The 14795-nt window shown below is 35.4% G+C and carries 7 protein-coding genes; 6 read left to right on the top strand and 1 reads right to left on the bottom strand.

What is annotated here, in order from left to right; translation table 11 throughout:
• Positions 1–327 precede the first annotated feature (327 nt).
• On the bottom strand, positions 328–1194 hold the full coding sequence (locus tag RSJ42_RS05110; RefSeq protein ID WP_410509595.1) for a DUF1638 domain-containing protein: 867 nt from the start codon (positions 1192–1194) through the stop codon (positions 328–330).
• Between the two features lie 201 nt (positions 1195–1395).
• Here RSJ42_RS05110 and cas1 point away from each other — a divergent pair, with 201 nt between their 5' ends.
• The 6 genes from cas1 to RSJ42_RS05080 all read left to right on the top strand — a co-directional run bounded on the left by cas1 (position 1396) and on the right by RSJ42_RS05080 (position 14550).
• Positions 1396–2136 carry a CRISPR-associated endonuclease Cas1 gene (gene cas1 / locus RSJ42_RS05105; protein WP_410509594.1) on the top strand — a complete coding sequence of 247 codons (741 nt, stop codon included), beginning with the start codon at positions 1396–1398 and terminating at the stop codon, positions 2134–2136.
• 526 nt (positions 2137–2662) lie between these two features.
• The gene (locus RSJ42_RS05100) at positions 2663–3394 is read left to right on the top strand and encodes a hypothetical protein (protein ID WP_410509593.1); all 732 of its coding nucleotides are present in this window, start codon (positions 2663–2665) and stop codon (positions 3392–3394) included.
• A gap of 212 nt (positions 3395–3606) precedes the next feature.
• Positions 3607–4908 carry a P-loop NTPase fold protein gene (locus RSJ42_RS05095; protein WP_410509592.1) on the top strand — a complete coding sequence of 434 codons (1302 nt, stop codon included), beginning with the start codon at positions 3607–3609 and terminating at the stop codon, positions 4906–4908.
• 224 nt (positions 4909–5132) lie between these two features.
• Positions 5133–8489, top strand: a complete 3357-nt coding sequence (locus RSJ42_RS05090; protein ID WP_410509591.1) for a HEAT repeat domain-containing protein — start codon at positions 5133–5135, stop codon at positions 8487–8489.
• Between the two features lie 255 nt (positions 8490–8744).
• A complete protein-coding gene (locus tag RSJ42_RS05085) occupies positions 8745–11972 on the top strand; it encodes a HEAT repeat domain-containing protein (protein WP_410509590.1) in 3228 nt (1075 codons plus the stop codon).
• A 973-nt stretch (positions 11973–12945) separates the two neighbouring features.
• Complete coding sequence (locus RSJ42_RS05080) at positions 12946–14550, top strand: serine hydrolase domain-containing protein (RefSeq protein ID WP_410509589.1); 1605 nt, start codon at positions 12946–12948, stop codon at positions 14548–14550.
• The last annotated feature ends 245 nt before the right edge of the window (positions 14551–14795 follow it).

Raw genomic sequence — 14795 nt, 5'->3', positions numbered from 1 at the left:
AACTTAAACGCTTGTTTTTATTCTCTTCGTTTTTACTGCTCTCTTATACTCTTCAATATCTCTGTTCTTTTTATCCTCACTCTTACCTTCCAGACAGCTTCATCTTTTAAAACTTTGTCCTGAATGACTTTAATATCGTTTTATGTATGTGTTAGAGTTCGTTATACGAATGTCTTTTCAAGGCTATTTTAAGATTAAAACTATTTCTACATCTGGATAATTTTCAATGTTGATTAAACTTAAGTGTAAATTTATTACATCATACTTACTCGCTCTATGTATGACATCAAATATATTAGATAGCCTGAATTATGATTCTGTAGCGCTTTAAGAATCATGCTGAATAACGCTTTTTTTAGCTGCCCTGTAGGACTTCTCTGCAAGTTCCACGCTTCCCTTTACTTCTATGATTTCCATATCGAAAGTGCGGGCGAAATCCCGGACGTTTTTGTGGAAATCCGGGTCGTATGAAAGACCTGTATCGAGTTTTACGACTCGTGAATATCTCGGATCCTTCAGGTAATTCTCGTTGAAGTTCCGGGATTTCTTCCTTTCTTCACTCATCTCTTTCCAGCTTGAAGCCCACATGGACGTGAAATAGAGAGCACCAGTTCCCCTGCAGGCGTACATAAGTTCATCATAAGCGGCATTTCCTCCGAGAGCGGCGCTTATGCAGTCTACCACAACTTCCTCATTTCCATCTTTAAACCAGTAAATGGGGCAGTTAAATTCCAAACAATTTTCTTCCAGATTCTCAAAGGCTCCTCCGCAACTACAGTAAAAGAGGAGTATTCCGTCTGAAAAAGAGGCCATCTCCGTGATATTTTTGTAGACTTCAGACCTGAGAATCTCAATATCATCGTGAAGTCCCAGCCTGAGGAGGTTTACAACCACTGTCAGTTCTTGAGCCGCTTTAATCTTCATTTTCTCGTGAATTTTCCTGAAAAAAGGAAGTATAAGCAGGGGTTTTAAAATAGTCCTGAAGCCAGAGCCGTGCCCGTTTCCCAGGAGAAAAGGAACCCTATCCAGGGGTGATGTTCTGGGCAGGCAGTTATCGGATCTGAGTTTCCGGAGCAGACCGAAACTATCCTTGCTTTCCACCACAATCAACTGCTTCATTTCCTTATCACTAGAAATTATATGGGCAATTTCATCCTCAAACATCCTGCAAGAGATAATACTCAGTACGGGCATGTGAAAACCCCCTTTCCGGTTGTTTTTTAATTATGATTCCGTAACGCTTTAAAAAATATACTGGATAACCCTATATTTAAGGCTCTATAATTTCCTATCGATAACCATTGGTTAGAAAAAACTACTATTATACTTGATCTGAATTCTAAGATTGTATATTCATGTTAAAAAGATTAAAACGTGAAAAGCACCAGGGAAATTTTGGGAATAGAAGGAACCTTAGCCGGTAAATACTGGATTGAGTTTTCAAAGGCTGTCCCAAGGAAATATGATTTCTGTAACAGGATAGACCAGTTCAGAAGAGCTATGGGTTCTGGGGATATGGTAAATACCATGCTTAATTATGGCTATGCTCTGCTTGAAGCTGAATGCTTGAGAACCATAAATGCTGTTGGTTTAGATCCTCATGTAGGGTTTCTGCATGAAATGAACCCAAGCAAGAACAGTTTAGCTTACGATCTTCAAGAACCTTTTAGATTCCTTGTTGATTTAACTGTTATCAACCTGGTTGAAAATAACACGATGGAGAAAAAAGATTTTATTATAACTGAGAATTGTAATTTAAGATTAAGGGGTTCTGGGGCTAAGAAAATAGTTAATGAATTTTCTAACATGTTTAACAAACCTGTGGGTTATGGGGATAAACAAACAACTTGGGGCTCTGTTTTACTCCTAAAATCTAGAGAGTTAAGCCATTATTTAACAGAAAAAACTAAAAAACTTGAATTTGTTAATCCTGAATTTGGGATTTTCAGGGTTGATTCTCAAGAAATTAGGCAAAAAATCCTTAATATTTCTTATGTTGATTGGAAAAAACTAGGGTTTTCAAAGGGAACTTTACATTACATGAAACAAAACGCTAAAAGTGATAAACCCTTCACCCTTAACAGCCATGTTTTGGAGAGGGTTAAAGCCTGGGAAAACTTGATTTCTGGGGACTAGGTTAAGATTTAAGAAAAGTTTTAGGCTCTAAGTTTAAGGAGGTTAACGAAAAAATAAATGTTTTTTACAAAAACTTTTTTTTAAAAACATTCTGGTAAATGTTTTAAGAAAAATATTTTCTACAATTTTTTAATAAAAACCTTTTTTCGAAACTTCTAAGTAAATAATCCCATGGGTTTGAGTTAAACAACACCAGTCAAACAACAAAAAAGAAACAATTTTAAACATTAATTTTTATTGGATTATTAAATGTTAGATCAGTTCTCGATGAAATAAAATACATATAAAGTTATTTGGAAAATACGTTACAAATCTTTTAGATAGCATGACAAAAAAACATAAGAATTAAAGGATTAACCAATTAGACTGACAGCCTGATTTACATTGGGAAAGGTGCAAATAAAATAAAGAATCAGCCTTTGGATATAATAAATCCACAGATTTTTATTGATAAAGAAGAGATTAACAGGTGATTCTGTCCGTAATCATGAAGCAATAACAAACAGTAGGATAGCATCACAATAATGTGATTGAAATGGACCCAAATCTAACTACCCCAATTATTATAAATGCTACATTAAATGGAACTTTAAATCAACCACCCCAAAGTTTATCTTCGAATCCTTTAGTTGTGGCCTTATTAGGCATTGTGGCTGTAGTGATTGGCTGGTTGCTAAACTATATTAGTTCTACAATCCATGAAAATAAAAGATCTAAGGTTGAAACTTTACAAAGGAAAAAGCAAATCTATAGTAAATTTGTTGGTGTATCTTACTTTATTTCTCAACTTTGTATCACTAGATGCAGTATTCTTACAAGATATTGCTGGGTTGAGGCAGGAGAAAGGTTGGGGATATCTAGAAATGGAACTCGTGTTGATTCTGGAATGTATAATCAACTCTTTATTAACTCGGAAGTCGAAATTGCAAAAGGTCTTCAAAACCTGAGCGAGATTATTGGTCTTATCCAAGTTTCTTTTTTCCCAAACGATGAGCTCAATAATTTAATTAATAATTTATATTCGGATATTGATAAATATAACTCAAGTTGCGAGAAAGTTTGCAATGATTTTAAAACTGTATATCCAAAAAATATTGATTCTTTGCTGGATGAGAGTTGTGAAAAACTAAGGAGCATTGTCAGAAACTCTGTCACTGAGTCAATGGCTAAAATAGAAGAATATCTAAAGAGAGAGATAGATACAGAAGAAAAGAGTAATCAGGTCATTAGTAATCTTCATCCTGAAGTATCGTTGTAATAAAGGACGATGAAAACAAGTATTAATAAGGATTTTTTAATTAAAATAAATTTTAAATAGCTATGAATTAATTTTTTACAACTTTAAAGGCTTCTATTTTGCCATGCACTTTTTTCGAATACTCCTAACCTTTTGCTTTATCCAATTATAACGTATTTTAAGTAGTTATATATCAGATAAAAACATATTCGAGACAAAATATTCAAGGTTTAATGGTGGGTGTTCAAATTATGTATATTCAAACTAGCAATGATGACTTAAAGAAGATGTATTCAAGATTTAATCCTAATTCAGCTCTTACTAGCGAAGAACTAGAAGACTATTATGTAAATATGGACCAAAATGAGATAAAGGTTGAAGAGCTTGAAAACAGCTTAGTGATTAGTTATGAGACTCGTCAGCCTGTAAAACTTCTTTTCATGGGACACAGAGGATCTGGAAAATCAACAGCGTTAAATTATCTCGTTTCACTATTAAACAGAGAGAGGGGAACCAATTTTCTGATTATATACTATGATATACTGGAACTCTTAGATAATAATGATATAGATTATACGGATATATTATTCACAATCCTTTCTAAAATAATGGCTGAAGCTAAGGCAAATGGAATTGAGATTAAAACTTCGTTAGTTAAAAGTGTACCAGAATGGTGGAACAAGACTAACATAGCAAATATTTTTGACAACTCCGATGAAAATTTGAACGAAATTAAGTTTATCTCATATCTTTTTGAAACTTTATCTAGGATGAAAAACGAATCTACGGCCAGAAAGGAAATAAGAGGAGGAATTCAGCCTCGCGTTACTGAACTAATTACTATAATAAATAATGTTATAGAAGAAGTTGAGAAGAGTGAGAAACAAGTTTTAGTTATAATTGATAATCTTGAAAAGTGCAATCATAGTAAAACATTAGAACTTTTTCATTATAATAGCAGCCAGTTAGCACTGCCTAAGTGTAATATTATATACACTTTTCCTATATCACTTAGAAGTTCCAATCATTTTATAGAAATTAAGTCTTATTTTCACGATGTTATAGTATATCCTAATATTCCCATTTATGACATAGAAGGCGTATTACAAATAAATAGTAGAAACTTCATGAAAGAGGTTGCGGAAAAAAGAATATCTTTGGATTTATTTACACCTGATGCTCTTGAATATATAATTGAAATGAGTGGTGGGGTTTTAAGAGAATATATTAGGATTATAAGAGCTTCTGCATTACGTGCAATAAGCAGAAAAAAAAGCTTAATTGACAAAAGTATTGCTGTCGAAATAATAAATGAAAATAAAGATGTCTATCAGCATTTACTTAAATTAGATAGTGAAACATGTGAACTTCTCAAAGAAATATCTGAAACAAAATATATAGGAAATGACGAGAGACTTATGGGTTTACTTCACGATCTCTGTGTACTTGAATATAAAGATAAGACCTCTTGGTACGATCTTAATCCTATAGTTCGCTTAATTCTCGAAGAGAATAATATTATAGAAGGAAGATAAAAATCAAAGATAAGTAAAAGTACTTATCAATAAAATTAATAGGAATAAATATGAGATTGGGACTTTCTCATCTTCTTAAATTGGAGGAGATACTCACACTTCTCGATTTATCTGATGATTGTACAATTGCTCTTATAAGATGTAACGAGCCTATATTATGCGAGGAAATTAGCAATCAAATATTTAGTAGAGTTAGTGATAGAATTTTTATCTATAAGATAGAAATGGATGAAAGATCCACGGATATAGTGGAGCTTTTAAAAGAAGCTACAAAGTCGGAAGAATATAAATTGGAAAAGGAAAAGAATAAAAAAATTTCGTTTTTTGTTTTTGGTCTCAATAAAGCAATCAAAAAGAAGAATAATGAAGAGAAATCTAAAGCTCTTTTTCTTTTGAACGTGAAAAGAGAGGAACTTCTGGGAATTAAACACTCAATAATAATCTGGGTTGATATAGATTCTTATTCTTCGATTATTCAAGAAGCAAAAGATTTTTTTTCTTGGAGAACTACTGTTTTCGAGTTTGGTACGAGAAAAGAAAATGTTATAATACCTATTTTTGACCTTGAAGATCCAGACATTTCTTTGTCAAACAGAAAAAAACTCGAAGAACGTATGGAGTATTATTCAAAACTAACAGAAATATATATGAAAGATAAACCAGAGACTTCATATAATCTTGCCTATTGTACCTATAATCTTGGAAAAATCCAACTGCTTTTAGGTCATGCAAATGAATCTATCAAATATTTTGATAAACTAGATTCCATATTAAAGGATATTAATAACAAGAGTTTAGAAGAATCTATATTGATTAAACTTGGTGATATATATTCAAATCTGGGCTCTATTAATACTAGCTATATTGAAAAATCAATTAAGTATTATGCACGTTCGTTAAAAATATCAAGGGAGTTAGGGGATCACATAATAGAAAGAACTAGTCTTGATAAGCTCGGGAGTATCTATTATCAAATTGGGGACATCCAAACAGCTAATGAGTATTATGAACAAGAGTTGAAAATTTCAGGAGAATTTGAAAATCATGGGGAAATGGGTCAAAAAATTCACCAAAATATTATTGATGGTTCTGAAAAACATACAAATTTATTGAATAATTTAAGATACAGTTTTCTGCTACCAGATAAACAAAAGGCTTGGAACGATTTACATAACCTGACTAGTGATGAAAACGATTTTGTGAGATTAAAAGCCGTTGACGTCCTCGTGTCTTCTTTTTCTTACGTGCCAGACAAACAAAAGGTATGGAACGAATTAATCAAACTGACTAGCGATGAAGATAGTTTGGTGAGATCCAAGGCTGTTGATGCTATTGGTTCTACGTTTTCTCAAGTGCCAGATAAACAACAGGCATGGAATGACTTACACAGACTGTCCAACGACGAAGACAGTTATGTGAGGTATAGGGCTGCCTATGCTCTTGGTTCTGCGTTTTCTCAAGTGCCAGATAAACAACAGGCTTGGAACGATTTACATAGATTAACCAATGATGAAAACTATGATGTGAGGTCTAGTGCTGCTTCTGCTCTTGGTTCTGCGTTTTCTCAAGTGCCAGATAAACAACAGGCTTGGAATGATTTACACAGACTGACAAATGATCAATACAGTTCTGTGAGGTCTAGTGCTGCCAAAGCTCTTGGTTCTCCGTTTTCTGAAGTGCCAGATAAACAACAGGCATGGGATGATTTACATAGGATGTCTAGGGATAAAGATACTTTAGTGAGATCTAGTGCTGCTTCTGCTCTTGGTTCTGCGTTTTCTCAAGTGCCAGACAAACAACAGGCATGGAATGACTTACACAGACTGACCAACGATAAAGACAGTTTTGTGAGATCTAGTGCTGCCGAAGCTATAAGTTCTGCGTTTTCTCATGTTCCAGACAAACAACAGGCATGGAATGACTTACACAGACTGACCAACGATAAAGACAGTTTTGTGAGATCTAGTGCTGCCGAAGCTATAAGTTCTGCGTTTTCTCATGTTCCAGACAAACAACAGGCATGGAATGACTTACATAGACTGACCAACGATGAATACAGTTTGGTGAGATCCTCCTCAAATCACTCTCTTGGAAGACTTTCGATATTCATGGCTTCCCAGGCGGAAAAAGATGAAGATTACAAAAAGGAATTGGAAAAGGCAATTGAGTTTTTCGAAATTGCGGCAAAGGAGTCACCTGAAGGAATGTTAAATCCATCTGAGTTTTGCCTTCCTTTTTATCGCTCTTTCCATACAATTATTTTTAAAAAACAGGAAGCTAAAGAAGAAGTAGATAGATACCTAGCAGAAGCTAAAGCTGCAGTTAAAGGCTCAGCAAGTGAAGAACTACTCCTCAAAGCCGTAGAAAACCTTGCAGAAGCATTAAAAGAAGTCCAGAATTTTAGAAAACTTGATTTGAAAGCCAAAAAAGACGAACTTAATTTTTATAGAAAATACGCTGATCGTGCAGTACAACTGATGATAGATGCTGAACAAAGCGCACCTTATGCTACTGTTACAATGAGAAAAGGTCTGCCGATCCTAGACAGAAACATAAGAGGTATTCTCGAAGAGATTCAAGAGAAAGCAAAGATTGCATGCAGAGAATCAAAAGGTACTGACACAGAAGAAATTGCACTTTCTGTTAGTAGAGAAGTTCAAAATTGGGAATTAAATAACCCAGAAGAAATGGTCCGTAATATAGAGACTCTTGCTTATACTCTAAAAAATAAAGTAAAAAATATCCCTGAAAATGAGAATCTTCTTAACAAAATTGGCTCAATGGAAAAAGAAACGGATCTCTCAAAAAAATTGCAGAATCTAATATATATTGTTGGATATATACTGGCTGGAAGCAACTTATCATCACTGAAAAAAGATCTAATTGTCCTTGACAGAAAGCTACGAAAGCTTCTGGAAGAAATTCAAGAGAATGCGGAGATAGCATACAACGAATCAAAAGGTACTGCTGCAGAAGAAGTTGCAGGTGCTGTCAGTAGAGAAGTTCAAAAATGGGAAATTGGTGATCAGGAAGAAATGACGCAAATGATTGAAAGCTTGATCGAGACTTTCAGGTTAAAAATGCCACATCAAGCGGGTTATGAGCATATTTTTAAAGAAATTGAAGGAATACGAAATGTAAAGGATCTTGCAAGCCAATATAAAATAATTTCTCGACTTATTGGATTAATCCCAATGTTTAGCTCAATGCCCGATTATGTATTACAAGACCTAAAAAACATCAAACAAAAAACGATTTCATTAGAAAATGAAGTCACTTATCTAAAGGTTTCATCTGAAAGACTAATAAATTCACTAGATGAGTTACAAAATCCACAAGAATATCTTTATACTATCCAACGAAACTTAGAAGAAATTAAAAACGATACGCCTGAAATGAAAGAAAAGATAGAAGAAGTGCTTTATGAATTGTATTCTCCTATGAGTACAACTCAAAAACTGAAAATTGCTATTCCGTTAATTCCGTTACTTGCCTATAATGAAATGGAAACAGATGTTTCAAAAACTGTAGTTGACAAAATTAATGAATTGAAAAATCTGATTTCGAATTTTAAGAAGTAAATAGATAATACTTAGGGAAAGTTAAATTTTAATACCAAGAATATAAGAAAAATCATAAAGTATTATTACTCTTGAATGTGTGAATATAAGCCAATATTATTAATTTTTGGCATCATGAAGCTGGTTTATTGACTAGCTTCATGAATAAGCTTTGGAAAAACTTGGATTTAAGTTAAACAACAATCAAGTTAAACAACAACTAAAAAGAAACTGTTTTAAGCACTCATATCTATAAGATTTTCTGGTGTCTGGCAGTTGATAGATCGAGATAAGATTCATAATCAATGTTTAAGAGATGATCTAAAAGAGAGTATACGTTCTTTAGAGCAATTTAAGACTTTTTTCTCCTCCATGCCAGATAAGCAACAAGCATGGGATAATCTAATTAGACTGGCCAATCATGAAGACAGTAATATTAGGTACAATGCAGTCTTAGCTCTTGATTCTGCATGTTCTGACATGCCAGATAAACAACAGACATGGAATGATCTAGTTAGACTGATCAATCATGAAGACAGCAATATTAGGTTTAGTGCTGCCTTAGCTCTTGATTTTGCGTTTTCTGAACTTCCAGATAAGCAACAAGCATGGAGTGACTTACTTAGATTGACTAATGATGAATACAGTGATATTAGATATTGGGCTACTTGGGCTCTTGGTTCTACTTTTTCTCAATTGCCAGATAAACAACAGGCATGGAATAACTTACTTGGATTGACCAATAATAAAGACAGTTTTGTAAGGTCTAGGGCTGTCGAAGCTCTTGGTTCTGCGTTTTCTGACATGCCAGATAAGCAACAGGCGTGGAATGACTTACTTGGACTGACCAATTGTGAACACAGTGATGTTAGGTCTAGGGCTGCCGAAGCTCTTGGTTCTACATTTTCTGACACAAATAAGCAACAAGCGTTGAATGATTTACTTAGACTAACTAATGACAAAGACAGTGATGTGAGGTATTGGGCTGCTAAGACTTTTGTTTATGAGTTTTCTCAATTGCCAGATAAACAACAGGCATGGAATGACTTGCTTAGACTGACAAATGACAAAAACAGTTATATAAGAAGAAGTGCTGTCGAAGCTCTTGTTTCTGCTTTTCCTCAATTACTAGATAAGAAACAGGCATGGAATGACTTACACAGACTGACAAATGACAAAAACAGTTATATAAGAAGAAGTGCTGTCGAAGCTCTTGTCTCTGCTTTTCCTCAATTACTAGATAAGAAACAGGCATGGTATGACTTACATAGACTGATTAATGATAAAAACAGTGATGTTAGGTCTACGGCTGCCTGGGCTCTCGGTTCTACGTTTTCTCAATTACCAGATAAACAACAGGCTTGGAATGATTTACATACACTGACCAATGATGAAGATAGTTTTGTGCGGTCTAGTGCTGCCGAAGCTCTTGGTTCTGCATTTTCTCAATTGCCAGATAAGCAACAGGCGTGGAATGACTTACTTGGACTGACCAATAATCAAAAAAGTTGGGTGAAGAAAAGTGCTGTCGATGCTCTTGGTTCTGCGTTTTCTCAAGTGCCAGATAAACAACAGGCATGGAATGACTTACTTGGATTGACCAGTGATGAATACAGTGATGTAAGGTCTAATGCTGTCGAAGCTCTTGGTTCTGCGTTTTCTCAAGTGCCAGATAAACAACAGGCATGGAATGACTTACTTGGATTGACCAATAATCAAAAAAGTTGGGTGAAGAAAAGTGCTGTCGATGCTCTTGGTTCTGCGTTTTCTCAAGTGCCAGATAAACAACAGGCATGGAATGATTTACATACACTGACCAATGATGAAGACAGTAATGTGAGGAGTACGGCCGTCTCTGTTCTTGGTTCTACATTTCCCCAATTGCCAGATAAACAGCAGGCTTGGAATGACTTACATAAACTGACCAATGATGAAGACAGTGATGTGAGGTATTGGGCTGCTGAAGCTGTTGGTTCTGCGTTCTCACAAGTGCCAGATAAACAACAGGCATGGAATGACTTACACAGACTGACCAACGACGAAGACAGTTATGTGAGATGGAGAGCTATCTCTGCTCTTGGTTCTGTGTTTTATCAAGTGCCGGATAAACAACAGGCTTGGAATGATTTACATAGACTAACTAATAATGAAGACAGTGAATTGAGGTCTATTGCTGTCGAAGCTCTTGGTTCTGCGTTCTCACAAGTGCCAGATAAACAACAGGCATGGAACGATTTAATTAAATTAACCAATGATGAAGATAGTGATGTGAGATCCTCCTTAAATCATTCTCTTGGAAGAGCTTCGATATTCATGGCTTCTCAGGCAGAGACAGATGAAGATTACAAAAAGGAATTGGAAAAGGCAATTGATTTTTTCGAAATTGCAGCAAAGGAAGCAACTTACAATAACCCAGCTAAATTTTGCCTTCCTTTTTATCGCTCATTCCATACAATTATTTTCACAAAACAGGAAGCTAAGGAAGAAGTAAACAAATATCTTATAGAAGCTAAAGCTGCAATTGGAGGCTCAAAGAGCAAGGAGTTACTTCTTGAAGCTGTTGAAAACCTTGCAGAAGCGTTAAAGGAAGTCCAGAATTTAGAAAATCTAGATTTGCAGGTTATGAAAGGTGAGCTTGATTTCTATAGAAAACACTGTGAGCATGCAGCAGAACTCATGAAAAACATTGAAGAATCAGCACCTTTTGCAACAATAACTCTGAGAAAAGGATTGCCCATACTGGATAAATATCTAAAAGGATTTCTCGAAGAAATTAAAGAGAAAGCAAAGATTGCATGCAGGGAATCGAAAGGAACTGCTACGGAAGAAATTGCTTGCGCTGTCAGTAAGGAAGTTCAGAAATGGGAAATTGGTGGCAGTCAAGAAGGAGTAGCACAAAAAGTAGAAGACATTGCTTATCTATTAAAAATTAAAGTTACAGACCTTCCCGAAAATGAGTATTTTCTAAACAAGATCGAAGCAATGAGGCATGAAACAAATCTTATGAAGCAACTTGAGACTATGAGTTATGTGATTGGATCAATCCCCACTGTGAGAGTAGTTTCAGAGCAAGAATTGGACCGAAAATTGGATCAAAAACTTCAAAAGTTCGACCTCATCTTCTGTGAATTTGTTTACATTAAAGATAAGTTGAGTTGTATAAGCTTTGATATTTCTAAAATCAAACTTAATTCGGCTGATGTGCTATCAGATCTCAAAACTATGAGAGAGGAATTGGAAAAACTAAGTAGGATAGAGAGCCTAAATACACTCTCAATCGAAAAGTTAGACTCCATGCAAACTGAGAAACTAAATGGTTTAAAAAATAATATAATAAAATGCTTTGACGAAATAAAAATTTCAATTGGGTATCTACCGAAAAATAATGATACTAAAGAAATTTTAGAGAGATTGAACAAATTAAAACAATCAAACTTAGATTTATTACTGCAAAGATCCTCAGGGATAGCTACATTGATTAGTTTTTTTGCTATGTTTGGTTAACTTCATTCATAATAGGAACTAGTTTAATTTTCTCTATTTAAGCTTAAGTAAGCTCCAAAGCTATTAATCTACTATGAAAAACGAATGAAAAATACATACAAAATTTGACTTTTATTTGAGAATTTATCTAAAAATACACAATGTTCTATTTACATAGAACTTTTAAAATAGTACTGTCTTTATTTGTCAGTTGCGTACAAAAATCGGAGTTGTTTTTTCTAGTCAAACAATAAAATATAAAATTAATTTCTGTAAAGGCAACTATACAAGAGGTTTAGATAATGCTCAAAAGATATTCCATAAAAAATTCGACTAATGTTTTCAAAGAACATATAAAAGAATTTTTATTTTTGGATTAAGGCAGTTTCAGAAATGACACATTTGTGCAGATATTGGCACAAATGTGTACAAAAATTTTAGTTTATTCAAATTAAAATATAAATTACAAATCTGTAATATACTATTCTAATAAAGCAATATTCTAATAAAGCAATACTGCTGATTTGTTGCAGTGACGCACAAAAAATTCGATTTTTATTTACTTTATATTTTAAAGTAAAAAATATACTATAGAATAACTTCTAAAAATAGTACTGTGAGAATTTGTCAGTTGCGCACTAAAAATTCATCATCCCTATTACCCAAATAATTAGTGCGACGGGTTGTATTTGAACCACAAACATCTTCGTGAAGGAAAAAAGATTAATAGCTTATTTTTAGCAGCCAAAAAGTCTCATTTTAAATAAAATGAATATTGCCCAAAAGCTCTAAATCCCTAACGACATCTTGCTCAACCCGTTAATTGTCCTCAAATTAGGTAAACTGCCTTACTTTTCCCTGGAGGAAAGTTTAACTTTTAGTAAAACTCATTTTATTGCATATTATAAGAAATATATTATCTGAAATTCAAATTATGCTATTGCTATATTTCAGGCAGAATAGAGCAAATATAGGGCAATTTGAGGTAGATTTAATGAGGGGTAATGGAAGTTCAAAATTTATCGAATTACTTGTGTTTTTATTAGTTCTGCTTGCAGCCTCCGGTTGCGTTGAGACTCCTGATTCAGGCAACGAACCGGCTTCAGTCAATGAGTCTGTAACATACTGGCCAACCGAAGGCTGGAGAACTTCAACGCCTGAACAGCAGGGTATGGATTCGGAAAAACTGGCTGAGTTACTTGATTACATCGAGGAAAATGACATTAACGTTCACAGCCTGTTGATCATACGCAACGGATACGTTGTTACTGATGTCTATTTTTACCCTTTTGCCAATAATTCAGTACACGATGTCGCTTCCGTTACCAAAAGTTTTACAGGGACCCTGATAGGTATCGCAATTTCCGAAGGGTACATTGTCGGTGTCGATCAGCCGGTTCTGGATTTTTTTCCGAATCGCACTGTTGCGAATGTTGATGCAAATAAAAAGGCAATGACTCTGGAAGACCTTCTTACTATGAGATCGGGACTTGAATGCGTTAACGAGCCTTACGAAGTTACTACTGAGCAGATGGAAGACAGCCCTGACTGGATCCAGTTTGCGCTTGACCTGCCCATGGCAGAAGAACCTGGCACTCGCTTCGTCTACTGTAGCAGTAACTCGCATCTCCTCTCGGGAATTATCAGTGAGACCACTGGCATGAACGAATCTGATTATGCTCAGGAGCGGCTCTTTGAGCCTTTAGGAATCACAGAGTTCATCTGGCCTTCTGACCCTCAGGGAAATAACCGCGGCTGGGGTGATCTGCACATGACTCCTCACGATATGGCAAAACTCGGCTATCTCTATCTTAATAACGGGGAATGGGATGGGAAACAGATAGTGCCGGCAGAATGGGTTTCTGAATCTACGCGTGAGCAGGTCTCTCTGGAAGAGGACGAGAGATATGGCTATCAGTGGTGGGTTCCGGATGATGACCTTCCTGAACGTTATGACGCAAGGGGTCGTGGGACACAACTAATAACTGTCGTGCCTGAAGAAAATCTCATAGTTGTGACCACGGGCGGCGGCTTTAACGCGGATGAGACAGCTCCTTTCCTTGTTGCTGCTTTGAAATCAGACAAGCCTCTTCCTGAAAACCCCGCCGCCTATGGACGGCTTCAGGAAGAAATAAATGCCGCTGTAGAGCCTCCTGAGCCTGAACCTGTGAGACCTCTGCCTGAAACGGCAAAAGAAATTGAAGGAAAAACATACGTTCTCGATTCCAATCCTCTGGACCTTCAGTCTCTTTCTTTAACATTTGATGAGGAAAAAGGAGAAGCCTTATTTACAGTGGGAGTGGCAGAAAATCAGACACTGGAGTATCTTCTGGGACTGGATAACGTTTATAGATTCTCTCCCGGAGAATACGGTCTGCCTGTGGCAGGGAAAGGGTCGTGGGAGTCAGACAATGTTTTTGTTGCTTACATCGATGAGGTCGCAAATATAAATCACTATAAGGTAACTGCTACTTATCAGGATGATCAGGTGACTATACTGTTGCAGGATCCTACATGGTATGGAGATGTAGAATTTGGTGGGAGGCTTGAAGGCAGCAATGAACAGGAAGCGGATGTGCGAAATAATACCAGCAGTTGACTAGTGATAGTCTATTGATAGCCTGGAGCTCATCCGAAATCCAATAACAGTAGATTGAAAAATCATAACAGGTCTAAAAATACAGGTCTAAAAATAACAACAGGTCTAAAAAATCATAACGGGCCTAAAAAAATCATAGTAGGTCTGTAAAATCAGAGTATCAGTTATGGTTTCAAATTCTCTCATAGTAAAAGTTATATCAGTAACCGCTTTTCGGATGTGCTCTTAGTCGAGAGGGAAAAAAG

It is taken from the genome of Methanosarcina hadiensis (assembly GCF_046529725.1).
GTDB lineage: Archaea > Halobacteriota > Methanosarcinia > Methanosarcinales > Methanosarcinaceae > Methanosarcina > Methanosarcina hadiensis.
This window is presented reverse-complemented; position numbering and strand designations above follow the sequence as displayed.